Here is a 22,332-nt window from a genome sequence, read left to right as displayed (position 1 = left end):
GGTCTAATGAGACCGAGAATGAAACGGCCTGCCCCGCCGGCATCGCTGTGCTTGGAGAACAGTTTAGACCTTTTTTAAGATACAAGAATGACAAAATGTGTTCGGCACAACAAGATGAGTCGTAGTAGCGGACGGCATATTGAAATTTCTCGACCCATTCGACAAGCTCAGGACAGGCTACGCTTAAAATGATGAAGGCTGAGGGATACAAGTGGGGGCTGCCTGAGTCTATGCAGGCAGCCCCCACTAACCTTCTTAGGTCTTGTAGCAATTAAGGGCTGTGCGGCCTAGGTGCGCTTGAGTTCGTCCACGAACTTTTGCGCCTCGCGGCGGACGTGGTCGGCTAAGCGTGGCTCGATGATGCTTTTGATCTTTCCTGCCTCTATGCCTCTAGCGGCCTCAGTCTTGAAGTCCAGGACGGACTGCGCCGCGCTCATGACGGAATCCATCTCTGGACTGGCGGTCATGGACCCAGATATCATGCCTGGTTCTCTCCGTGATGTGGAGGCACCGGCACCTACTGGGCTACGAGACATTTCAGCAAAGGACTCGCTTGTCTTCATGGCCTTATCGATGAGGTCGTGCTCATCGTGGTCAAGGAGGTGCGCCACGAAGCGGGCGTGCTCATCCATGATGTTTGTCCAGAAGGAGACGACTTCCGAGCGGTCGTATTCAGAGTGTCATCTGGCCAGGGCTTCGAGGCGACGAGTCCAGCGCTCGGCCTCGTGGCGGGTGTGATCGAAGAAGAGCGGCCAAACCAGGCTGCGGAAGTCGCCGCTGCGTTGGGCGTCACCCAGCGTAGCTTTGTACTCAATAAAGGGCTTCATTTCCTCAACCGCCTTCTTCACGAAGGAGTTGAGGTCGCCGTGCTCCGGCACGCCTTCGGAATCGATTTTTCTGTAGAGGTCCGTGAACTTCTTGTTAAAGTCGAGGGCCTCTTTGCGCTGTTTCTTCGCCAATTCCTCAGGCATGAGCAGGGCAAAAAAGAGGGCATGCTCAGCCATGATATCAGTGGCGAAGCGGGCGTCCGCCCAGGCGTGTTTTGATGGATCGTTGTCCCCTTCCTTGGGCACAATCACGTACTTCTCGTAAGAGGATTCAGGGTTATCAATGTCTGTCGTGCCGTTGCCCTCACGCGTGTAAACGTGCCAGTTCTCTCTATATTTTGAAGCTTGCGTTTCCATACATTTCCTCAGAGCCTAGTCTTTCTTGGTAGACCGGGCCAATGAAAGGCTTAAAGACAACAATACTTATTTCTCGGCGCGATGGCTGCGGCGTCTTGACTGGGGCAGATTTCTGAGCTGCGCCAGTAGCATTCGGGCGCGTTGGACAGGGACGCCGGAGGGCGGGTCGGGGGAGTAGAGGGCCTGGGAGGCGATGCCGGTTAATTCGGCGAACTCGTGGGGGACTTGGGCCGAAGCCAGGAGGGATTCCAAGTAGTAGCCGGGGCTCTGGTGGGGGAGACGGGGAGGAAAGCCACGGCGGGCCAAAACCTTGAGAGCGCGAAGGTAGCTAGCCCTTATTTCTATGCGAGCAACGCTGTCGAGGGAGGCGTAGAGGGAGTCGCTGGACAGGGGGAGAGGGCGGCGACGGCGGGCGGCGACGACAAGGCCCAAGGAGAGGAAGGCGAAGCCCGCGCCGGAGAGGGCGGCTTTGGTGATGGGGGTCTGGGCTGAGGCTGATATAGATGCCGCCGAGGTTTCTACAAAGCCGGTTACGCTGCCTAGAGACTGCTGAATTTCAGTAATGAGGGCTTGCTGGAGGTTGGAGGCTGTCCTGGCGGCGCCGGGGTCTAATGCCCAGGGGGAGTCTGGCCTGGGGGTGGGATCGAAGGGGACCCAGCCATGGCGCTGGAACTTGATTTCGACCCAGGCGTGGGCGTCCTGCTGGCGGACCACGTGGACGCCGGAAAGGGGGTCGTAGCGGCCGGGGAGGTAGCCTGTGACGACGCGGACTGGGAGACCCAGGGAGCGGGCCATGAGGGCCATGGCGGAGGCGAAGTGGGCGCAGAAGCCGGCCCTGGCGGAGAACAAAAAGTGCTCGACGGCGTCGGTGGAGGTGGGGAGAGGGGTGAGGCGGAGGTCGTATTGATAGTTAGTGAGGAGGTACTGCTCCAACATTACGGCCTTCTGATAGTCGGAGGCGGAATTCTGGACGATTTTGGCGGCGAGGGCGTGGACTTTTGACGAGGGGGCGGCGCTTTTGTTGTAGCGGAGGTAACTACGGTCCGCCCTGTCCTGCTCCAGGGAATCCGGAGTGAGGGCGGGCCGGGCAGAGGTCACTCTATATGAGACGCCGGCTTTTTGAAGGTAGCCCAGGTCCAGGGAGGGGGTTCGTGGGACCGCAACGCCATCAGAGAGGGCTATAAGGCCAGGGCCGTAGCCGGTAAAGACGGCGCTAGGCTGGTCGGTCTTCAGAAAGAAGGTCTGGGTGTAAGTGTCCAAGGAGCCTTGCCAGGCCCAGGCGTCGGTGAACTGAAGGCGACCCAGGGGGTCGGACTTGAGCCGGGGGGACTGGTAGGCGGAGGACCATCCACGACCGTCGTAGTACTCCAGGACCTGACCTCGCCAGAAGCTGGCGAGGGGGCTTCGGACGTACATGACGAGGTCCTTGCCGGCGTCGCCGGTGTAGCCTAGAGGCTCGTACTTGCTGGCGATGGCATCGGCGATTTGGGAGGAGGGAGAGGTGGGGGTGAGGCTGGAGGGTGTAGTGGGGGAGGATGTGGCGGCATCACCGGTGGGGTTGTGTGAAGGGAGGAGGCCATCCTGGAGGGGAGCGCCGTTCTGCTGGGGGTCGAGGTCTGAAGGGAGGGCAGGTAGCCCGGAGGCGAGGTCGAGGCGGCTGGGAAGGGGGCTGGCGCTTTCGACGCGGACGCGCTGGGGGAGAACCATGAAGACCGCAGCACCGAAGAGGCTTACTAAGATTGCGACGATGAGAAGCATGGGAGTGTGGCGGAGAAGCTCCATCGCGCGGACGCGGCCAGCCCCGGGGAAGGCCTTAGATTGGTGAGCGACGTAGAGGAAGGCTATGGCGGCCAGCGAAAAGGTCCCTACCAGGGAGGCGAATTGGGCGGAGAGGGCGCTTTCGCTGGCGATGAGGAGGAGGGCGAGGGAGAGGAGGAGGCAGTCGTAAAGGGTGCGGAGGCTGCGGAGGTTAAAGCTGGTCATGACCAGGACTACGGCTAGGAGTTTTCCCAGGGGGAAGAGGGAACCGCCGTGGAGGATTTGCAACAGCTCAGGCAGCATGAATCCCAGGGACCCCATTCCACCTAGATAGAGGGCAAGGGTGAGCCAGGCGCGGCTTTTCCCGGTGAGGGCGGAGACGGCATGGCCCCCGCCGGTAAGGGCAATGGCGGCGGCAAAAAGCAGGTACTGACCGCTGACCTGGGCCGCCGCGGCCAGGGCGGAGGACATGGAGAGGAAGGACAGGACGTAGAGGACCAGCCTGTAACCCGGAGGGACGGGCTGGGGAAGGGGCTTTAGGGTTGAGGAGCGACGCCGGAGCAGGCTCATGGTCTAAGGCCTGGAGCGGGGGATAGGGAGTCGGCGGAGATGAGGTGGATAAGGGAGGCGAGGGAGGACTCCAGGCCACCCTGGGGGCAGGGGACCACCTCTATGTCCAAGCTCCTTGGTAACGGGTTTATAGGGCCATCATCATTGAGGTCGAAGCCTTGGAACAGCAGCGCGATGGGCCTTCGGCGGGAGCGGGCGGTGAAGGAGTGGAGGCGGGAGACGTTTTGGGGTGAAGCGGCCAGGATGAGGACATCAGAGGAGGCCAGTCCACTGGGAGGGGAAGCGTCCTTAAGGTGCGCGCTGTCCAGCCCAGCGAGGAAGTCCAGGAAATCGTGCCAGTGGGTGGAAGCATCGGAAGGAGGGGTGGGCCACATTCGGAAGGGGATGGCCTGGGAGCGGCACCACCGGGCGACGCTGGCGGCGGCGCGGATGCCGTACTCCAGGGGGGCGTCGCGGCCCTCGCCGGAGGAAAGGCCGGGGAGGAGTGCGAAGGCGACGGAGACAGAGGAGCCTTCATCGAACTCCTTGACCATAAGATGACCTCGGCGGGCGGAGTTTCGCCAGTGGATGCTGCGGGGCAGGTCTCCCGGCTGGAACCGGCGCGTGCCTCTGAAATCGCCTGTGGATACGGGGAGGATGCTGGAGGAGCGGCTGCCCAAGTGGTTGCTGCGGCGGGACTGGCCTCGCAGGGGAATGAGGCGGGGATATACGGTGAGCTGAAGGGGGACGTGATAGAGACGGCGGGAGCGGAAGAGGCCGAAGGGGGCGGAGGACTCGACGAGGACGGAGGGAAGGGTGTAGACGCCGCGTCGGTAGCAGGAGACCTGATAGGAGGACTGGGAACGGCCTGAGGGGAAGAGGCCGGAAAAGTGGAGGGTTTGGGGGGGATTGGTGGGGCGGGGCCAGGGGACAGTTGTCGTGGATAGTCAGGGAGTCTTTGGGGTAGAAGGAGAGGTTTTTAACGGAGAGGGTGACGGTTAACGGGTCGTCTTCAAAAAGGCCAATCTCAGGGGATGGGCCAGCGGCCTGGCGGAAGACGTGGAGGTCTCGAACGGTAAGCCAGGGAAGGAAAAGGTTAACCGCCAGTATTCCCCAGACCAGGGAGTCGGCGACGTAGAACCAGCCGATTTGAGTGAGCCAGGCCATGCCGAAGAGGGCAAGGGCGACGGTGAGAAGCACCCATCCACGGGGGGTTGGCGTCACGGGGCGCCCTACAGCGGCACGGGTGTGCTGGTTAGGATGTCCTCGATGACTTCCTGAGAGGAGGCGGAGGACTTGGGTAGGAGGCGGTGCTGGAGGACGAGCGGAGCCACATGCCGGACGTGCTCAGGGAGGACGAAGGGGGAGCCATCCAGGGCGGCCCAGGCCTGGGAGGCGCGCTGGAGGTGGACGGCGCCGCGAGGGCTGACGCCCAGTTCCAGACCAGGGTGGCTGTGGGTAGAGACGACCAGGCGGGCGATGTACTCTCGGAGGAGAGGAGCGACTTGCACCGCCTTGACTTCTTGCTGCATTTCTTTCAGTCTGTCGGTGGTGAGGACGGGATCTACGGTAGGGTCGCCGCGCTGGTTTCGCTCCAGGATTTGGACCTGGCCGGCCAGGTCGGGATAACCAAGGCCCAATACCATCATGAACCGGTCCATCTGGGCGCGAGGCAGAGGGAAGGCGCCGTACTCATCTAAGTCATTCTGGGTGGCGACGACCCAGAAGGGGTCCGGCAAGGGATGTTTTTGGCCGTCTACGGTGACATGGCCTTCTGCCATGGCCTCGAGAAGGGCGGACTGGGTCCTGGGGCTGGCGCGGTTAATCTCATCGGCCATGAGGATGTTGGCGAAGACGGGGCCTGGAACAAAGTCGAAGCGGCCTTCGGCCTGACGGAAGACGGCGGAGCCAGTAACATCGGAGGGGAGGAGGTCGGCGGTGAACTGGATACGCTTGAAGCTACCGAGGATGGAGCGAGCGAGGGAGCGGGCGAGGAGGGTCTTGCCGACGCCGGGGAGGTCTCGGAGGAGGAGGTGGCCGCCGGCCAGGAGGCTGACGGCGAGGAGACGTACGGTGGACTCCCGGGTGACTACGGCGTTGGTGACGTTTTTTATCAGACTATCGGCGTCCAGCACAAGACTGTTAACTCTGGGCTTTTCCGATAAAAGCACTCGTCACCTCTTGTCGGCGATTGGCTATAGAAACTGTAGATGCATGGGGGCCAGGGGTAATACGGTGTTTACCCGCATTCCGAGGAGGGTTTTACGGATAACCTAGTCGGCGACGGAGCTAGAGCCGGCGGAAGGGATGGAAAAGATGATGGAACGAAGGGTGGCGCCTCGGTGTCTTTTGTAGTAAGAGGCCTGCAAGAGCAGAAAGCCTCACAGGAGTGGCAAGGAGATACTTATGCGGACTCTTCTACTAATACTAGCGGTGGTGGGGTTGATGGCGGCGATGGCGTGCGGCGCGACGGGTTCGACGCCGACGCAGACTAGGGCGCCCGGCAGCACGTCGCAGCCGACGAGGACGCCGGATTCGGCCACGGCGACGCCTATGCCTACAGCTACCCCGACCAAGGCGCCAACCGCGACACCTGCGCCAACGCCCACCGCAACCCCCATGGCAGATATGCCGGCGTGGCTGCAGAAAGTCGTTGACGAACTGAAGAACGCGCCGGTGGAGAACCCCGGGGCGTCGGTGTACATGTACCAGTACAAAGGGCAAACGGTCTATTACGTGCCGCCGATGTGCTGCGACATCTGGAGCACGCTTTATAACGACAAAGGGAACGTGATAGCCCATCCCGACGGCGGGCTTACGGGCAAAGGGGATGGGAGGGCGCAGGACTTTTTGAAGGAAAGGACGGGTGAGAAGTTGGTGTGGAAGGATGACCGGAAGCAACCAGAGGGTATGAGGCTGGCAGTGGCGCCCATCGATAAGATAGACCTGGAGGTGTGGAAGAGCCTGCCGCCGCAGTACGTGCTGTCGGTGGAGTCAGGGCTGCCGAATGGGTGCGCGGTGTTCGCGGGGTACAGGGTTAATAGGGATGGGAACTTCATATCGATAGAGGTGCTGAACTGGGTGCCGTCGGACCCGAGGGCGATCTGCACAATGATTTACGGGACAGCGGTGAGCAAGGTATATCTGGGCAGCGACTTTGACCCTAGCCAGGCTTACGAGATACATGTAAATGATAAGACGGTGGTGTTGAAGGACGGCAAGCTGACAGCATCTTTCAGCGGCGAGGAGCTGGAGAAGGACCTGAATAAGAACAAGGCGCTATGGGAGAGCAAGAAGCCTAAAGAGTATAAGATGGAGTTCTCATGGCGGTGCTTCTGCCCTCGCGACTACACAGAGACGGTGATTATTGAGGTGGGCGCCGACGGGAAGATTAAGAGCGTGACGCGGCAGAAGGACGGACAGGCAGTGCCGGCCAGCGATTACAACAGGTACGTGACGGTGGCCGGACTGTTCGACCTTTTGCAGGACGCCATCGACAAGGTGGCTTATCGAATCGACGTGAAATACCATGCGGAGATGGGCTATCCGATCAGCGCGTTCATTGATTATGCCCAGAACATCGCGGACGAGGAGCGGGGGTTCCAGGCGAAGATTGTGTAGATAGACAGCGAGTTGATAAAGGCCCTTCCAGCGTTAGCGCTGGAAGGGCCTTATATTTTGCCGCATAATAGGCCGTGGAGGTGGCCATGGAGTTAAAGTCTTACATTCGAGACATACCGGACTTTCCGAAGTTCGGGATTATCTTCAAAGACATCACGCCGTTGCTGCAGAGTCCTGCGGCCTTTCGATATGTGGTCGATGAATTCGCGGGGCATTATGAGAGCCGGAGAATAGACGCTATCCTGGCGATTGAGGCGCGGGGGTTCCTGCTGGGGTCGGCGCTGGCGTACAAGATGGGGAAGCCGCTGGTGCCGGTGCGGAAGCGGGGGAAGCTGCCGTTCCAGACGGTATCGGTGACGTACGCGCTGGAATACGGGTCGGACACGGTGGAGATACATCGTGATGGGATTATGGAGGGGCATCGAGTGCTGATTGTGGACGACGTGCTGGCGACGGGGGGGACAATGGCGGCGGCGTGCAAGTTGGTGCAGGAGTCGGGAGGAAAGGTGGAGGGGCTGGCGGTGCTGATGGAGCTAGCGTTTTTGGAGGGGAGGAAAAACCTGCCAGGGTACGACATTTTCACGCTGATACAGTATTAGAAGGCAATGAACCGCGATCCCGTGACGCTAGTTCGCCAGCGTTGGTTCTATTCATACAGGATATGAAGAAGGTTGGCGTGTCATCGAGAAACTTAAGAAGGAGGCGATATTGGAGAAGGTAAGGATTGGGGATGTGGAGGTGTGGGCGCTACTGGACTTTGTGCCGCCGCCGTACACGCCGGAGAATTTTTTCCCGACTATACCCATCGAGGCGTGGGAGGTGTATCGGGATGATGTGCTGAACAAGGATGGGCTGCTGCAACTTTATTACGGGAGCTTTGCGATTCGGTCCCAGGGGAAGACTATAATGGTGGATACGGGTATGGGGCCGGGGCCGCATCCGCAGCGTGGGAACTTGCCGGGGAACCTGGTGGGGTTTATGCGGTCGGTGGGGGTGAGGCCGGAGGAGGTGGACTTTGTGGTGCACACGCACCTGCACGGCGACCACGTGGGGTGGAATGTGGTGGGCGGGAAGCCGTCTTTCCCCAGAGCGAAGTTCCTGGCCTCCAAGGCGGACTGGGAGTATTTCACAAGCCCGGATCTGCTGCCGAAGAACCCGAAGGTGAAGGAGTGCGTGATGCCGCTGCAGGGGATGGGCCGGCTGGAGTTAATTGGAGGGGGACATGCTATCACGTCGGAGGTGTCGACGGTGTCGACGCCGGGGCATACGCCCGGGCACATGACCATCGCGATAAACTCGCAGGGGGAGAAGGGGATGGTCGTTGGGGACCTGATACAGAGCGTGGTGCAGGTGATGGAGCCCGGGTGGAACTCCAGGCATGATATCGACCGGCAGAAGGCATATGAGACTAGGATCCGTATGGCGGAGAGGATTGAGAGGGAGGGGATAGTGATGGCGGCGGGGCATTTCCCGACGGGGAGACATTTTGGGAGGATTGTGAGGGTGGACGGGAGGCGGTACTGGCGGGTAGAGGGTGAGAGGGGAGGGAAGTGAGGGGAAGCTGGGTTGTTTAGGGAAGAGAAGGATAAAAACAGTGGCAAGTGGTTCTAATGCTCCGATTGTGCTCCCAGGGTTTACTCCTCATTCCTTCGACCAGGCTCAGGACAGGCTTCGACCGCGTCTCAGAATGACAAGGCCGAGCCGTGATATAATTCCAGCAGGCCGTATATACAAGACGAGGTGCTTTCGTGCAAGTACTGTTTCTGGAAGATGTAACTAACGTGGCAAACGCCGGAGAGGTGAAAGAGGTGGCCCGCGGCTATGCGAGGAATTATCTTTTTCCCAAGAAGCTGGCCACGGCGGCCACGCCCGAGACGTTGAAGAGGGTCAACAAGATAGAAAAGGTTGCCGAGGTGCGGCGCAATCAGGAGATGGAAGCGGCGAAGAGTGTTGCCGGTAAGATGGGCGAGGTTACGCTTAAGCTGCGGGGACGGGTGGGGCCGACGGGCCAGTACTACGGCGCGATTTCTGTAACGAGGATTATTGAAGAGCTGGAGGCGGCCACAGGCCAGAAGGTAGAGCGCCGGGTGGTTGAGCTAAGCCAGCCGATTCGCGAGCCGGGGACGTATAAGGTAAGCCTGCGGCTGCACCAGGAAGTGGCGCCGGAGATAACGGTGGTGGCGGAGGCGGAGGGCGAGACGCTGGTGCTGGAGGAGCCGGAAGAACCGGAGGAGAAGGGTGAGGAGAGGGAAGAGGCGGAAACCGAGGAAGAAAAGGAGAAGTAGGCCAAAACCTACTTAGTAAACCAACATGGAAACAGAGATCCCGCCCGCCTGTCATACGAGGCAGGAACGGCGGGTTCTTCTTTTGTCCAAAATTTAGGAATTTTTCTAAAAGTAATCGCAATACTTTCGCCTTGACTTCATTGTAGGCTTCCAACGTTAATGAGGTCGCGATGTACCAAGAGCGGCTGCAGCCCCACGACGTGGAGGCGGAGGAAGCGGTAATAGGTTCGCTGCTGATAGACAGCGAGGCTATCCTTAAGGTCGTTCACCTGCTGAAGCCCGAGGACTTCTATCGAGAGCGCAACGCCTTCTGCTATGAGGCGTGCATTGCATTATTCCAGCGGCGCGAGGCCGTAAACCAGGTTACCGTCACCCACGAACTGGGACTGAAGAGCCGCCTGGACCCTGTGGGGGGCGCGGCCTATCTAAGCCATCTGGTATCGGCGGTGCCGACGTCGGTGCATGTGGAGCACTATGCCCGGATTGTGGCCAGGACGGCGACTATGCGCAGGCTGATTAGGGCGGCGTCTGAGATAGCGGCCATGGGGTATGACGGGACGTCGGACGAGGTGGCGACGCTGAACAGGGCGGAGAACCTGCTGTTCGGGGTGAGGTCCGGCCATGCGGGGCGGGAGTTTGTGGCCCTGCGGGAGATACTGGACCAGTACCTGGAGGAGAGGTCGGCGCTGGTGGAGCCAAACGTCAAGATCAAGGCGCCGGTGGCGACGGGATTCGATTCGATGGACGAGGTGCTGGGAGGGCTGCAGCCTTCCGACCTGTTGATACTGGCGGCGCGGCCCAGCGTTGGGAAGAGCACGCTGGCGGTAAACATGGCGGTGAGCGCAGCCAAGGGCGAGTCCACGGTGGGGATATTCAGCCTGGAGATGAGCAAGGAGCAGCTGGCGCTGAGGATACTGGCCAGCGAGTCGCGAGTGGAGACGCAGTTCTTGCGCCGAGGTTTATACTCCGCAGAAGATGAGCAGAGGATTATCAGCGCCATAGGGGGACTTTCCGAACTGGCGATATACATTGACGACACGCCGCTGCAGGGGATTATGGAGATGAGGGCTAAGGCGCGCCGTTTGCATATGGAGAGGAACCTGGACCTGCTGGTGGTGGACTATTTGCAGCTTATCAGCATGGAGGGGAGCCGGGGGAGCAACCGAGTGCAGGAGATAAGCGAGATTTCCAGGGCGCTGAAGGGGCTGGCGCGGGACCTGAACATCCCGGTGCTGGCGGTGTCGCAGTTGAGCAGGGCGGTGGAGATGAGACCGACACATCGACCGCAGTTGTCGGACCTGAGGGAGAGCGGGAGCATCGAGCAGGACGCCGACGTGGTGATGTTTATATATCGCGAGGACCTGTATGTGACGGAGGAGGAGTGGATGCAGCGGCACCCGGAGGGGACGATATATCCGAGGAACGTGGCGGAGATAATCATAGCGAAGCACCGGCACGGGCCGACGGACACGTTCAAGCTGCTGTTCAACAACCGGCTGGTGCGGTTTGAGCCGGCGCCGCTGGACCTGGAATACGCGTCGCCGTGACGTCGCCGGTGTTTCCGAGGGGGACCAGCTTTACACCAGTGCCGGACCCGCTGCTGGGTAACGTCTTGCAGTCGGTGGAGGACGTGAGGGAGCTGAAGTGCATACTGAGGACTTTGTGGCACTTACACCGCAAGAAGGGAGCTTTTCGATACGTGACGCTGACGGAGCTGGCGCAGGACCCGGTGCTGGCGCCGCTGGGGTTGGAGGTGGTGGGGCAAATTATGGGGAGGGCGGTGCAGCAGGGGATTTTCGCGAGGGGAGTGGCGTCATCGGACGGGAGGGCGACGCCGATATTTGTGCTGAACATTGAGACGGACAGGCGGGCGTTGGCACACGCCATTGCCAAGGGGCTGTCGGCGGCGGAAGGGATAGTGGGGGAGGACGGGGTGGTAGAATTGCCGTTAAAGAGGCCGAATATCTTTGAGCTTTATCAGAAAACGATAAATTTGACGATATCTCCCACTCTGGTGGATATATTGCGGGAAGCGGAAAAGGAATATGCTGAGGAGTGGATAAGGGAGGCGTTTTTTGAGGCGGAAAGGGTGGGAGCTAGAAACTGGCGGTATGTAGAGACAATACTTAAGAGGTGGAAAGCCGAAGGGAAGCAAGATGGAAAGTCTGGGAAATATACTGAAGCGACTGACCGTAAACGCCACCTCAAAGAGTACGTCCAACGGCGGGGGAAGCTACCCGGAACCTAAAGATGACGGTGGAGATGAGTGCCCGGTATGCAATGGGCTGGGATGGGTAAGCCATAAGGCGCCCAGGGGACACCCGGACTTTGGTCAGGTTTTCCCATGCCGGTGCCAGCGGGAGAAGACGGCACCGCAACGGCAGGAGATGCTGCAGAGGTTCAGCGGACTGTCGGAGGAGATGCTGTCGCGGATGACCTTTGAGGGTTTTGAGGTCAACGCGCCTGGGGCGGACGCGGAAGAGCGGTCGACATTGCAGCACGCGTTGATAGCGGCCAAGAGCTTCGCCAGCGATGCCCAGGGGTGGCTGCTGCTAACGGGGCCTAACGGCTGCGGGAAGACACACCTTTCGGTGGCGATTTCGGGGGAGAGGATCAGGCTGGGGCAGATGGTGTTTTTCACCATGGTGCCGGACTTGCTGGACCATCTGCGTTCCACGTTCAACCCGAACAGCCCTGTGGAATATGACCAGCTGTTTGAGATGGTGAAGACGGTGCCGCTTTTGATATTGGACGACATGGGGGCGGAGAGCAGCACGGCGTGGGCTCAGGAGAAGATGTTCCAGATTACGGTGCATAGGCATAACCACAGGCTGCCGATGGTTATAACGACGAATCTATCGATGGAGCAGATGGAGAAGGCGCAGCCGAGGCTGGCGTCGAGGCTGAAGGATGTGACGTTGGTGAACTGGCTGCCGCTGGCGGCGCCGGACCGGAGGGATTCGCAGAAGGGCGGCAGGGCATCAGAGCAGAAGCGGCAGCCCAGGGGCCGGTAGGGGAGTTCCATTTGCTCGAAGGTGGCGGTAAGAAATCCTCACCCAGTCCATCCCCTTCCCCTAGTCTTAACCAAGGGAGAAAGGGATCAGAAGGGGGCAGTGGACTCAAGACCGCCAGATGTCTTGTAGTGCTAGGGTTTCACCCCTCAACTCTCCACGGCGAGTCTTCGACCTGCGCCTTCTCCTCCCGATTAACATCGGGATTTCGTATTGATACAAGTCAAGGAGCTCAACGCAAGGAGAGAAGGAATTTCCTTGGAGGGACTCAGTTCTTTTATGAATATCAATATCTTCAACTGACATCAGGCGTTTAAAGGGGAGTAGGCCAGAAGGAGCGTGGTAGGGCACCTCATGACTCAGCTTCCTGGAGCGCACGCCCAAGCAAATAGAAGCGGTGGGATGTTTCCCGAAGGCTTTGCCGTACGGACAGCGGTGAGATGACACAGAAGAGGTATTGCGTGTTTTGCGAGATTATTGCGGGGCGGGAGCCGGCGACGGTGCATTATCAGGATGAGGATGTGATTGTGATATCAAATCGATTGACGTGGACGCCGGTGATGCTGCTGGCGATACCGAAGAAGCACATGACGCAGTCGGAGATGTGGAGGGATTCGGTGATGGAGCGGCTGGGGAGGGCGCTGGTGATGATGGGGGAGAAGGTGTGCCCGGGTGGGTACAGGATGGTGTCGAACGTAGGGCGGGACGCGATGCAGAGCCAGGAGCACGGGCATATTCATTTGCTGGGAGGGATGGCGTTGGGGCCGTATGCGTAGGGGTAGTGGGGTCTCAGGACTTGGTGGCTAGAATGCCGGCGTCTGTCTGATCGGGATACCATCTCACCCTTAGTCCCTCTCTTCCTGCGGGAAGAGAGGGAAAGATAAAGATTGCACCAATTCCCCCTCTAACTCCCCCTTTTCCTCACGAGGAAAAGGGGGAGAACCTGATGGGAAGGGGAGGCTACCATCTCTCCACGGCGAGTCTTCGACCTTTATCCTTCCCCCACAAGAAGTGGGGTAAGGAGGTAGAGGAGGGACGGGGCTATTTTTCGGGGTGGAGGTGGCGGGCGAACCAGGAGAGGGTGCGGGACCAGGCGTCGCGGTTGGATTCGGCGTGGTAGCTGGAGCGCTCGTCGCAGACGAAGCCGTGGTCGGCGTTGGGGTAGATTTTGAAGTCGTAGGGGACTTTGTGCTGCTTTAGGGCGGCCTCGATTTTACGGACCTCGTCAGGGGTGGGGTTTTTGTCGAGCTCGCCGAAGTTGCCCATGACAGGGCACTTGATTTTGGAGGTGAGGTCGAAGGGAGAGGGGCCTTCGCCGAAGGGGAGGAAGATGCGTCCGCCGTAGTAGACGGAGGCGGCGGCGATTTCAGGGCATCGCGCGGCGGCGAGGTAGGTGATGCGACCGCCGACGCAGAAGCCGGTGATGCCGATGCCGCCCCGACCGACGTTGGGATGGCGGCGCAGCCAGTCGATGGAGGCGTTGATATCTTTTACGATTTCGTCGTCGCGGAAGGCGGCGACGGCCTTGGCGCGGGCGTCGGCGTCAGGGGCCTGGCCGTAGCCGAAGGTGCGCTTGGCGCCGCCTCGCCAGAAGAGGTCTGGGGCGATGGCGACGTAGCCGGCATTGGCGACACGGTTGGTGAGGTCCTGGATATTGGAATTGACGCCGAAGACTTCCTGGATGACGACGACGGCGGGGCGCTTGCCGGGGCCTTCGGGATCGGCGACGTAGGCGGGCATGGTCTTGCCGTCGACTTTAAGGTCTATCCATTTGGCTGGCATGGGAGGCCTCCCTGGTGTGAGGTTATGTTAGGTGGGCGGATTCTAGCAGAGGGCGGATTGGGGCGAAAGGGGCCTACTTGAGGGAGCTAGCCTTGTTCTTAATCGGGATACCATTATCCCCTGACCCCTTCTTCCCCGACTGTATCGGGACTGGGTACAGCCTGCTGGAAGAAGGAGAAGCTAAAAAAACACCACAACCCTTCCTTCGGCCAGGCTCTTCCAGGCTGAAGGGGGAGAACCTGATAGGAGAGGGACAGTTGGGGCGTGACTTGTGATAGCCGATGTGGGTTTCCGTCATAGTAGATTCCTCGTCGCCCCGAGTACAGGGTTCGGAATGACAGCGCGAGATTCGGGTTGGCAGGATGGAGCGTTGTTGCCGTACGGTACATTGAAGTTTCTCCCGCCAGAGGCGGGTCGATATGACGGATGAGAGGAGGACGGGGGGTTAGGAGCGGGCGCGGGAGGCTAGGTCACGAACGATACGGAGACGGTCTGCCTCTTCACGCTTGCGGCCGGAGACGTCGTGGAGGAGCCAGCGGATGGTAGCGTAGGAGTTTTCCCCTGCGGGGATGTGGACGGCGTTGAGGAAGACGTCGCGGGGGAGTCCTTCCACTGGGAGGAGGCGTACAACCCATTCGAGATTGTCCTCGGGGGTTGGGAAGTCGTCTTCGATGAGGCGAGCGAGGCGGTCGCGGAAGGCTTTCTTGTCGCCGGGGAGGACGAAGTTGATGAAGGGAGTGTTTGCGAGGTTGGCGGCGGGGACGTTGAGGAGCTGGGCGGCGCTGTGGTTGGCCTCGATGATTTTAGTGTGTGTATCGGTGACGAGGTAGCCTGAGGGGGCAAATTCAAAGAGTTCGCGGTAGCGTTGGCGCTCGGCTTGCAAGGCCACAATGGCGGCCTCAAGCTCTTCTTGCTGCTGGCGCAGTTCCTCTTCAGCGGTGGACAGCTCCATGATGGCGGTTTCCAGGTCTGGGAGGACGTCTGGATGGTCCTCACTAAGGGACCCCTGACCAGTGCGGTAGGCCTCACGGCGTTGAAGACCTTTGATCTCTTTCTGAAGAGAGGAGAGCTGCTTTTTGAATTTATCCCCGGCCATAAGACGCCTCTTTGCCCGGGGTATGTCCTACGATGGAGAAGATATATAAAAAAGTCATAGCACCAATTTTGCCACTAGTCAATACTGAAAGGCCCCTATTGGGATGATGGTAATGGGGAGGACCGACTTTTGAGGCGAGGCGGCTTGAGGAGATACGGATGGCCGGGCTAATACAATCCGCCCCCCCCCCGAACTTGCTCCAGCGGCAACATGTCCTTACTCACCGCCTTTTACAACGCCCTGATTCTATGAAGCTGAAACGATTGTACACCAGCTAACTAGAATCGTCTTCAGATACACTTTCGGAGGACTTACGCTGCGCGCCAGAACCGTCTTTGGAGGCAGGTTCCGTTTGCTTAGCATGGGTAGCCTAAAGCCTCCTTCTCCTTTGGATAAAGACTCGTCTGGGATAGACAGGCTTAGGCTTTAATGCCCGTTCCTTCTCTAGCTTCACCCGTTCATAGCTGAAGGGCCGTACGTCTAGTCGGGCTACGTCTTCCCAAGACTCTAAACTGGTCTCCAATCCCGCCATCTCTGCTGGCCTGCGATTCTTTAGGCTCTCGTGACCCCTAAAGAAGTTGTAATGAATCCTGTACCCATCAAAGTAATCTTGGGCTGATTGCCTGTCCTGAAAGCCTCGCATAGTCTTGGTACGCTGTCTGAAAGTGCCTTGCATCCGTTCAGACAGGTTATTGTTGAGTTTGGCCGTTAAGCCTTCAGAAACTACGTGCTGAGTATCCCCGCCAAAGACTCTCTCAATGGCTTCTGGGTAAGCCGTCATTCCATCAGTGATGATTCTCTTTGGATTGCTATGGGCAGCTTCTTTGGCCTTCTGAAAGACTATCTCGGTCTGTTTTATTGTCCGAGTACGGGCTAAGTGTGAAGCCAGCAAAAAGCGGCTGTCTCGGTCAAGCACGTTGTAGTGCCAAAATTTCTCCCCGCCAGCTATGTAGACCGATTCATCACAGACCCAGGTGTTGCCTGTCCTTGCCTTTAGACTTCCAAGCCTATCCCTAGCTAGTTTTGTGTAATCAGTTACCCATTCATAAATTGTGGCCTTGGACGGTCTGAAGTCGTACTGGTGCTCAAATTGCTCGGCTATTTCATCTAGGGGAGTGCCACGATAAAAGAGGGCTACAGCAGACCCTACAATCTCAGGCTTAACCCGTCTCCCAGGCATTGCGCCGTTGGCCGTGTAAGTCTTGCCAGTGGCTTTATCCATGTAGATAGGGACACGCTTGCGGGAGTAGCCGTAACGGATATGGGTATTTGGTACAGGGACTTCTGGCTTTGGATGTATAGGTTTGGTCATGTTATGACCCTTACTGCGGTAGCAGCATCATCGTGAATTCTATTAATTTCACCTCGGATTTCTTTTAGAACATTGCCCCAATAAGCCATCGCTTTGGCGTAATGTCCTTGCCAGTTCTCAATAGAGCGGTAGTCACATTTTTGTATTGCCTCGTCTAGCTGTATAAGTTTTGCAGCCAGTTCATCCTGCAACATCTTGGCTTCATCTCGGTCTTGTTCCGTGTACCACTTCGGCAACTTATCCCTGTGGGGTTGTCTGTTTAATAAATCTACAATGGCCGCATGGTGCTGATTTACTATTCTTTTCAGCCTTATTTTTTTGATCCATACATTGATGCGAGTCCATACTGAATTAAGGCTCTTACCTCTTCTTCTGTTTTGTGCCCGTGTCCGCTTTAAGTACGCCTCGTCGTCAAGTTCAGTTAAGATTCGCGGTAGCATGTGTTCCCAAACGAGATTGAGTAAGTAGCGGAAATTCCCAGCAAGGGTTGGTGTCATTTCCTTATTGTCCTGATAGCCAGGTTTAACTTTGTTTGTCCTTATCCATCGGCTCACCTTGCCTTTTGTATCGAAAGCGGCACAGATGGCGACAATAAAAAGGGCCACCAACAGGAAGAAGGCTACTTTAGTAAGCCACATGGGAACACCGTCGAAGGCGTGTGGAGCTAGAAACAACATGCCAGCGAACAAGAGGCCAGCAATGGCGAGCCATTCTTGGGACGAAAGGTGTCTCAGTCGATTTCTCATGTGCAAATAAGTCTAGCTGGCTTAAACAGCCTTTTAGCCATGAACATGAGAATTGTAACAGGTAGCCTAGCGTCCCCCATGCAAAGCAACCGATACCATTGCTGCTGTCGCATTGAGGGTACCTCCACGTTTGGTCTTTGGGTTGGCCGCGCTTGCGGCCTGGATGTCCGATGGTGTTAAGCAAAATGTTTTCTCTTTAATTGGAGCAAGTTGCTTACAGCTATTCACTGGCAATAAATACTAATCAATGGTCAATAGCTTAGGCCTATGCTGCTAAGCCATTAGGCCTATTGAGGGAGGGGAGCTTTGCTCTATTAAGGGACGGCCTGCTTTGAACGAAAATAGTGGCCCTCTCTCCAATCGGGGCGCCCTCATCACCCTTTATCCCTCTTCTCCCGTAGTCGGGAGAAGAGGGAAAGAGAAATTAAGATCACCTCATCACCCCCTAACTCCCTCTTCTCCTCTTGCAAGAGGAGAAGAGGGGAACCAGAAGGAACATTGGGGAGGCCGAGACTAGCAATATGAGGTGTGACAGGCGGGTGGGACTTAAAATTCCTGGCTTCTCTCAAATGATGTGTAATTTCTAGAAGAGAGGTGAGGTAGACACTATATGGGGGCGTTGTTATAATCGGCGCGATTGGCCCATAAAACTGAGGAGGCGCGTTAGTTGGCAGGCCAAGGCGGACAAAATCGTGACCGAGGGGCCTCGGAGTCCAAGAGTTCCGAGGCTTTTTCATCTAGCGGCGGGCCGAAGGTGACGGAGCTGGAGGCTATCACAAAAGAGATGCGCCGGCACATTGTCAAGATGACGTTTGCGGCGAATAGCGGGCATCCTGGAGGGTCGCTGTCGGAGATAGATATTCTGGCGACGCTGTATTTTCGTGTGATGAGGATTAGACCTGAGGAGCCGCTGTGGGAGGACAGGGACCGGTTTATTTTGAGCAAGGCCCACGCTTCGCCAGGGCTGTATGCGGCGCTGTCCAAGCGCGGGTTTTTCCCGGAGAGCGAGCTTTGGACATTTAGGAAGATAAACAGCCGTTTGCAGGGACACGCGCATCTGGATACGCCGGGGGTGGACTTTAGCGGGGGGTCTCTGGGGCAGGGGTTGTCTTTTGGGGTGGGGTGCGCACTGGCGGCTCGATTGGACAAGAAGAGCTACCGGACGTATGTATTGCTGGGAGACGGGGAGCAGGATGAGGGGCAGGTATGGGAAGCGGCGATGTCGGCGGCGCATTATGGAGTGGACAACCTGACGGCGATTGTGGACCGGAACGGGATACAGAATGACCGCCGGACGGACGAGGTGATGAAATTGGAGCCACTTTCGGACAAGTGGCGGGCTTTTGGGTGGAGGGTCATTGAGACGGACGGGCATAACATAAGCCGGCTGCTGGAGGCTTTTGAGGAGGCGTCGAAGGCGAGGGGTCAGCCTGCGGTAATTATCGCCAAGACGGTGAAGGGGAAGGGCGTGAGCTTTATGGAGAACAACCCGGCGTTTCACGGGGCGGCGACGAACAAGGAGGAGTACGAGCGGGCGATGGCGGAGCTGGCGTGACCCCCGCCTTATCTCCCCGACCCCCCTCTCTAACTCTCCCTCCCGATGCTATCGGGATCTTGCGATTGAATGGAGATAGAGTGCTCGATCTCAAGGGGGGAGAGGATAGGATGTGCAGGGCTCTTGGGAGGGTTTTTATGCCTGACGGACGGAGCGTAGTGCCAGGGTTTTACCCCTCAACCTGCACCTTCTCCCATCAAGATGGGTGTTGCTAATTCTCCCGATAGGAAGAGGAAAAGAAAACAGAGACGACTGGCAGTGATAAAGTATTGTTGGAGCCAGTGTTTCACCCTCTCTTCTGTTCTCCCCCATCAACGGGGAGAAAGGATAAAAGGAAGGCCTGGCAATGATAGGCGGCATCGCAATTAGCAACAGCCGTCATCAAGGGAGAAGGAATTATCTTGTAGGCCGTCAGCTCTAGCTATTCACCTCAAGCCTTTATTGATACTAGACATATAGGTATATAAATGGTAACGACATTTACTAACGCATCGACGAGGGAGATGTTTGGGAAGACGCTGGTGGAGTTGGGGCGGCAGAACCGGAACATAGTGGTGCTGGGGGGAGACCTGAACAAGTCGACGTTCGCGTCGTTGTTCGCGAAGGAGTTCCCAGACAGGTTCTTCGACTTTGGGCCGGCGGAGCAGAACATGGTGAGCGCGGCGGGTGGGATGGCGTCGACGGGGAAGATTCCGTTTGTCAGCACGTTTGCTGTATTTGGAATGTGCCGGCCATTCGACCAGATCCGGATAAGCGTGGCCCAGCCGCATTTGAACGTGAAGATAGTATGCACTCACGCGGGCCTTCTAGTAGGGGAGGACGGGGTATCGGCGCAGGGGATAGAGGACCTGGCGCTGGCGTGCTCGCTGCCCGGGTTCACGGTGGTAGCGCCATCGGACGCGGTGGAGACGGCGCAGGCGGTGAGGGCGGCGGCGGAGACTAAGGGGCCGTTTTATATTCGACTATATCGCCCGGCGACGCCGGTGGTACACGGGCCGGAGTACAAGTTCAGGCTGGGCAAGGCGGACGTGCTGAGGCAGGGGAAGGACGCGACGATTGTATCGACGGGGTCAATGGCGGGGGCGTCGCTGAAGGCTGCCGAATCGCTGTCGCAGGAAGGGGTGCAGTGCCGGGTGGTGAACATGCACACACTAGCGCCGCTGGACGAGGCGGCAATTGCTGCGGCGGCGAGGGAGACGGGGGCGATAGTGACGGCGGAGGAGCATTATATACATGGGGGCTTAGGGGCGAGGGTGGCCCAAGTTTTGGGCCGGCTGCATCCGGCGCCGATGGAGATGGTGGCGCTGACTCGGTACGCGGAGTCGGGGAAGGCGGAGGAGCTGCTGGAGAAGTACGGGCTGACGGCTAAGGATGTGGCGGGAGCGGTGAGGAGGGTAGTAAAGAGGAAGCAGAAGTAGCAAGAGAGTAACTATGGTGCAAAAGGCCCCGTATTGGGGCCTTTTATTTTTGATTGAGGTAGGCACCTGTTGATATATGTATCACATTGTGATACTCTTTGTATAAACTATGAATATAGTTGAACTAGAATGGGACGATAGGAATATAAAGCATATAGCCAGGCACAGTGTATCACCCGAAGAAGTGGAGGATGTGTGTTTCGGTTTTCATTTTGCTAGGAGTGAGCATGGCGGACGCTATGTACTGAGTGGGCAGTCTGATGCAGGCAGATATCTAAACGTGATAGTTGAAGATTTGGGGAGGGGAAGGTTCCGACCAATTACGGCCTTTGAGATGAGTGATAACTATAAAGCTAGCTATCGACGGCGGATGTCGAAAAGGGAGTAGGCAACATATGACAAACAAAACGAAAGCTGCGATACCTATCTTCAAGACTTTAGAAGAGGAGATTGAGTATTGGGAAGCGCAAGGGCCGTTCGCTAAGGGCAAGAGGGGAAGGGTAAGTAAGCCTAAGGCAAAAGAGAGGCGGTCGTCGTTTTTGGCAGTGAGGCTGAGCGGGGAGGAGTTAACGCGCCTGAGGGATGTGGCGGCCAAGGAAGGTGTAGGGCCATCGACGTTTGCGCGGAAGGTACTGTTGGAGGCTATGGGGCAAAGTGGAGCGAGGGCAGTGACTAAGGAGGAGTTGACGCGGGTGCTGGAGGCGGCGCTAGCGGGAGTCAGAGGAAAAGGGCGAGGGAAGAGTTAGACGGAATGTGACAGCGGACACGGTGATTAGATCCTTCGACTGCGTCGGAGTACCGACTTCGCTCAGGATGACAAAAAGGCCTTGTTTCATTACCTAGCCTTGGAATGTTTCGCCGACGCTTGGGGAGGGCATAGGCAATGACCACGGGAGGTGATGGTGGCGGACGGCGCGTTGAGGTTTCTCCCGCCTGAGGCGGGTCGAAATGACGTGCCCCCCTCCCGGCCTCCGTGAAGGGAGAGACTGCATTCCAGCGTACGCTGGGATGACGAAGGGGGAGAGGGCATCAGGCGGGCGGCTACATTAGGCCGGGGATTTTCATGCCGCCGGTGACGGCGCCCATTTTTTTGGAGACCATGTCCTGGACTTTGGTGGAGGCGTCGTTGACGGCGGCTAGTATTAGGTCTTGAAGGAGTTCCACGTCCTGGGCGGCTTCGGGGGAGATGGTGACGGACTCCAGGACTTGCTTGCCGGTCATGACGACTTTGACGACACCGCCGCCGGCGGAGCCTTCCACCTTGGCCTGTTCGATTTCCGTTTGGGCCTGGGCGAGGCGGGCCTGCATTTGCTGGGCCTGTTTAAGGAACTGCTTGTTCATCATTAGGTACTTTTAGCTCCTCTATGATTTTGCCGCCCAGAGCGCGGGCGGCGCGGACCAGGTGGCTGGTGGCGGAGGCGGGACGCCCGTCCCCGGCATCGCCACCGAGGAGGGTGATGCGCAGCTCGTAGGACCGGCCGAAGGACTGGGCGACGGCTTTGGACATGGCGTCCCGGGTGAGGGGGTCTTCCATTTCCGACTGGAGGTTTTCCATGATGGCGCGGTGCATGAAGGGAAGGACCATGATATCGTTATCGAGATAGGGGGTGCGGCAGCCTTTGAGGAGGGGGCCGATGGTGAAGCGCCGGCCTTTGTGACGCCGCAAGGCATGGATTACCTGAAGCCAGGAGGATTCCAGGACCTGGTTGGGGTTGGTGGGGACGGTGGGCTGGGGTATTGAGGGAGGAGGCGACGAGCCGTTTTCCATGCCGCGAGGTTTAGGTCCTTCGACTGCGTCCGCCTCTGGCGGACTTCCCCGTTCGGCTGCGCTCAGGGCTGAAGGCTCACTAGAACTCGCTCCGATAGATCGGAGTCCACCGATTGAATGATCTAGTTTGTGGTGTACTTCGCTCGGTCCCCTCCCCGCTCTAGGTTGAGATGGAGGCGGCGGACTTATAGATTTGCTTCCGCCGATGGTATCCGCGGTCTGCGGCGGAGGGGGCGGGGCGGGGGTC

Annotated in this window: 23 protein-coding genes and 2 pseudogenes; 14 read left to right on the top strand and 11 right to left on the bottom strand. The window is 58.2% G+C overall.

Annotated elements, in window-relative coordinates; all coding sequences use genetic code 11:
- Positions 1-287: 287 nt before the first annotated feature.
- The 4 genes from FJ320_10360 to FJ320_10345 all read right to left on the bottom strand — a co-directional run bounded on the left by FJ320_10360 (position 288) and on the right by FJ320_10345 (position 4,207).
- The gene (locus FJ320_10360; GenBank protein MBM3926363.1) at positions 288-632 is read right to left on the bottom strand and encodes a DUF2935 domain-containing protein; all 345 of its coding nucleotides are present in this window, start codon (positions 630-632) and stop codon (positions 288-290) included.
- 48 nt (positions 633-680) lie between these two features.
- Positions 681-1,184 carry a DUF2935 domain-containing protein gene (locus FJ320_10355; protein MBM3926362.1) on the bottom strand — a complete coding sequence of 168 codons (504 nt, stop codon included), beginning with the start codon at positions 1,182-1,184 and terminating at the stop codon, positions 681-683.
- 66 nt (positions 1,185-1,250) lie between these two features.
- Positions 1,251-3,512: a DUF4129 domain-containing protein gene (locus FJ320_10350; GenBank protein ID MBM3926361.1), complete on the bottom strand. Its 2,262-nt coding sequence runs from the start codon at positions 3,510-3,512 to the stop codon at positions 1,251-1,253.
- Positions 3,509-4,207, bottom strand: a complete 699-nt coding sequence (locus FJ320_10345; GenBank protein MBM3926360.1) for a DUF58 domain-containing protein — start codon at positions 4,205-4,207, stop codon at positions 3,509-3,511. Before FJ320_10345 ends, FJ320_10350 begins: the two co-directional genes overlap by 4 nt.
- On the opposite strand from FJ320_10345, the gene FJ320_10340 reads away from it, so the two are divergent.
- On the top strand, positions 4,172-4,363 hold the full coding sequence (locus FJ320_10340) for a hypothetical protein (protein MBM3926359.1): 192 nt from the start codon (positions 4,172-4,174) through the stop codon (positions 4,361-4,363). The two genes, FJ320_10345 and FJ320_10340, sit on opposite strands and share 36 nt — an antisense overlap.
- 360 nt (positions 4,364-4,723) lie before the next feature.
- On the opposite strand, the gene FJ320_10335 is transcribed toward FJ320_10340, so the two are convergent.
- The gene (locus tag FJ320_10335; protein ID MBM3926358.1) at positions 4,724-5,626 is read right to left on the bottom strand and encodes a MoxR family ATPase; all 903 of its coding nucleotides are present in this window, start codon (positions 5,624-5,626) and stop codon (positions 4,724-4,726) included.
- Positions 5,627-6,008: 382 nt separating this feature from the next.
- Here FJ320_10335 and FJ320_10330 point away from each other — a divergent pair.
- The 9 genes and pseudogenes from FJ320_10330 (at position 6,009) to FJ320_10290 (ending at position 13,184) form a co-directional block, all read left to right on the top strand.
- A pseudogene (locus FJ320_10330) lies at positions 6,009-6,110 on the top strand (energy transducer TonB).
- Between the two features lie 21 nt (positions 6,111-6,131).
- Positions 6,132-6,386, top strand: a pseudogene (locus FJ320_10325) (hypothetical protein).
- A gap of 812 nt (positions 6,387-7,198) precedes the next feature.
- Complete coding sequence (locus FJ320_10320; protein ID MBM3926357.1) at positions 7,199-7,711, top strand: adenine phosphoribosyltransferase; 513 nt, start codon at positions 7,199-7,201, stop codon at positions 7,709-7,711.
- Positions 7,712-7,820: 109 nt separating this feature from the next.
- The gene (locus FJ320_10315; GenBank protein ID MBM3926356.1) at positions 7,821-8,666 is read left to right on the top strand and encodes an MBL fold metallo-hydrolase; all 846 of its coding nucleotides are present in this window, start codon (positions 7,821-7,823) and stop codon (positions 8,664-8,666) included.
- 194 nt (positions 8,667-8,860) lie between these two features.
- The gene (gene rplI, locus FJ320_10310) at positions 8,861-9,397 is read left to right on the top strand and encodes a 50S ribosomal protein L9 (protein MBM3926355.1); all 537 of its coding nucleotides are present in this window, start codon (positions 8,861-8,863) and stop codon (positions 9,395-9,397) included.
- A 170-nt stretch (positions 9,398-9,567) separates the two neighbouring features.
- On the top strand, positions 9,568-10,944 hold the full coding sequence (gene dnaB / locus FJ320_10305) for a replicative DNA helicase (protein MBM3926354.1): 1,377 nt from the start codon (positions 9,568-9,570) through the stop codon (positions 10,942-10,944).
- Positions 10,941-11,645, top strand: a complete 705-nt coding sequence (locus FJ320_10300) for a DnaD domain protein (GenBank protein MBM3926353.1) — start codon at positions 10,941-10,943, stop codon at positions 11,643-11,645. The genes dnaB and FJ320_10300 overlap by 4 nt, the downstream gene beginning before the upstream one ends.
- A complete protein-coding gene (locus tag FJ320_10295; protein ID MBM3926352.1) occupies positions 11,554-12,411 on the top strand; it encodes an AAA family ATPase in 858 nt (285 codons plus the stop codon). Before FJ320_10300 ends, FJ320_10295 begins: the two co-directional genes overlap by 92 nt.
- Before the next feature lie 437 nt (positions 12,412-12,848).
- Entirely contained in the window at positions 12,849-13,184 is a 336-nt protein-coding gene (locus tag FJ320_10290) for an HIT domain-containing protein (GenBank protein MBM3926351.1), read from the top strand.
- Between the two features lie 265 nt (positions 13,185-13,449).
- On the opposite strand, the gene FJ320_10285 is transcribed toward FJ320_10290, so the two are convergent.
- The 4 genes from FJ320_10285 to FJ320_10270 all read right to left on the bottom strand — a co-directional run bounded on the left by FJ320_10285 (position 13,450) and on the right by FJ320_10270 (position 17,344).
- A complete protein-coding gene (locus FJ320_10285; protein MBM3926350.1) occupies positions 13,450-14,190 on the bottom strand; it encodes a dienelactone hydrolase family protein in 741 nt (246 codons plus the stop codon).
- A gap of 445 nt (positions 14,191-14,635) precedes the next feature.
- Entirely contained in the window at positions 14,636-15,286 is a 651-nt protein-coding gene (locus FJ320_10280; protein ID MBM3926349.1) for a PAS domain-containing protein, read from the bottom strand.
- Positions 15,287-15,656: 370 nt separating this feature from the next.
- On the bottom strand, positions 15,657-16,598 hold the full coding sequence (locus FJ320_10275; GenBank protein ID MBM3926348.1) for a DDE-type integrase/transposase/recombinase: 942 nt from the start codon (positions 16,596-16,598) through the stop codon (positions 15,657-15,659).
- Complete coding sequence (locus tag FJ320_10270) at positions 16,595-17,344, bottom strand: hypothetical protein (protein ID MBM3926347.1); 750 nt, start codon at positions 17,342-17,344, stop codon at positions 16,595-16,597. The genes FJ320_10275 and FJ320_10270 overlap by 4 nt, the downstream gene beginning before the upstream one ends.
- A gap of 784 nt (positions 17,345-18,128) precedes the next feature.
- Between FJ320_10270 and FJ320_10265 the strand changes: the two genes are divergently transcribed.
- The 4 genes from FJ320_10265 (at position 18,129) to FJ320_10250 (ending at position 21,063) form a co-directional block, all read left to right on the top strand.
- The gene (locus FJ320_10265) at positions 18,129-18,899 is read left to right on the top strand and encodes a transketolase (protein ID MBM3926346.1); all 771 of its coding nucleotides are present in this window, start codon (positions 18,129-18,131) and stop codon (positions 18,897-18,899) included.
- 467 nt (positions 18,900-19,366) lie between these two features.
- Positions 19,367-20,317, top strand: coding sequence for a transketolase family protein (locus tag FJ320_10260; GenBank protein ID MBM3926345.1), 951 nt, complete (start codon positions 19,367-19,369; stop codon positions 20,315-20,317).
- A gap of 109 nt (positions 20,318-20,426) precedes the next feature.
- Positions 20,427-20,705, top strand: coding sequence for a BrnT family toxin (locus tag FJ320_10255; GenBank protein MBM3926344.1), 279 nt, complete (start codon positions 20,427-20,429; stop codon positions 20,703-20,705).
- 7 nt (positions 20,706-20,712) lie between these two features.
- Positions 20,713-21,063, top strand: a complete 351-nt coding sequence (locus tag FJ320_10250) for a hypothetical protein (protein ID MBM3926343.1) — start codon at positions 20,713-20,715, stop codon at positions 21,061-21,063.
- Positions 21,064-21,358: 295 nt separating this feature from the next.
- Here the strand turns inward: FJ320_10250 and FJ320_10245 are convergent, their stop codons facing one another.
- Complete coding sequence (locus FJ320_10245) at positions 21,359-21,661, bottom strand: YbaB/EbfC family nucleoid-associated protein (protein MBM3926342.1); 303 nt, start codon at positions 21,659-21,661, stop codon at positions 21,359-21,361.
- Complete coding sequence (locus FJ320_10240; protein MBM3926341.1) at positions 21,639-22,085, bottom strand: hypothetical protein; 447 nt, start codon at positions 22,083-22,085, stop codon at positions 21,639-21,641. The genes FJ320_10245 and FJ320_10240 overlap by 23 nt, the downstream gene beginning before the upstream one ends.
- Positions 22,086-22,332 lie beyond the last annotated feature (247 nt).

The organism is SAR202 cluster bacterium, assembly GCA_016872285.1.
GTDB lineage: Bacteria > Chloroflexota > Dehalococcoidia > Lucifugimonadales.
This window is presented reverse-complemented; position numbering and strand designations above follow the sequence as displayed.

Bases quoted from the DNA above. Each gene is read 5' to 3' on its own strand.
- FJ320_10350 (MBM3926361.1), bottom strand. From the start codon at position 3,512: ATGAGCCTGCTCCGGCGTCGCTCCTCAACCCTAAAGCCCCTTCCCCAG.
- FJ320_10295 (MBM3926352.1), top strand. From the start codon at position 11,554: ATGGAAAGTCTGGGAAATATACTGAAGCGACTGACCGTAAACGCCACC.
- FJ320_10290 (MBM3926351.1), top strand. From the start codon at position 12,849: ATGACACAGAAGAGGTATTGCGTGTTTTGCGAGATTATTGCGGGGCGG.
- FJ320_10265 (MBM3926346.1), top strand. From the start codon at position 18,129: ATGCGCCGGCACATTGTCAAGATGACGTTTGCGGCGAATAGCGGGCAT.
- FJ320_10255 (MBM3926344.1), top strand. From the start codon at position 20,427: ATGAATATAGTTGAACTAGAATGGGACGATAGGAATATAAAGCATATA.
- FJ320_10245 (MBM3926342.1), bottom strand. From the start codon at position 21,661: ATGATGAACAAGCAGTTCCTTAAACAGGCCCAGCAAATGCAGGCCCGC.
- FJ320_10250 (MBM3926343.1), top strand. From the start codon at position 20,713: ATGACAAACAAAACGAAAGCTGCGATACCTATCTTCAAGACTTTAGAA.
- FJ320_10240 (MBM3926341.1), bottom strand. From the start codon at position 22,085: ATGGAAAACGGCTCGTCGCCTCCTCCCTCAATACCCCAGCCCACCGTC.
- FJ320_10275 (MBM3926348.1), bottom strand. From the start codon at position 16,598: ATGACCAAACCTATACATCCAAAGCCAGAAGTCCCTGTACCAAATACC.
- FJ320_10280 (MBM3926349.1), bottom strand. From the start codon at position 15,286: ATGGCCGGGGATAAATTCAAAAAGCAGCTCTCCTCTCTTCAGAAAGAG.
- FJ320_10355 (MBM3926362.1), bottom strand. From the start codon at position 1,184: ATGGAAACGCAAGCTTCAAAATATAGAGAGAACTGGCACGTTTACACG.
- FJ320_10320 (MBM3926357.1), top strand. From the start codon at position 7,199: ATGGAGTTAAAGTCTTACATTCGAGACATACCGGACTTTCCGAAGTTC.
- dnaB (MBM3926354.1), top strand. From the start codon at position 9,568: ATGTACCAAGAGCGGCTGCAGCCCCACGACGTGGAGGCGGAGGAAGCG.
- FJ320_10270 (MBM3926347.1), bottom strand. From the start codon at position 17,344: ATGAGAAATCGACTGAGACACCTTTCGTCCCAAGAATGGCTCGCCATT.
- FJ320_10360 (MBM3926363.1), bottom strand. From the start codon at position 632: ATGGATGAGCACGCCCGCTTCGTGGCGCACCTCCTTGACCACGATGAG.
- FJ320_10260 (MBM3926345.1), top strand. From the start codon at position 19,367: ATGGTAACGACATTTACTAACGCATCGACGAGGGAGATGTTTGGGAAG.
- FJ320_10285 (MBM3926350.1), bottom strand. From the start codon at position 14,190: ATGCCAGCCAAATGGATAGACCTTAAAGTCGACGGCAAGACCATGCCC.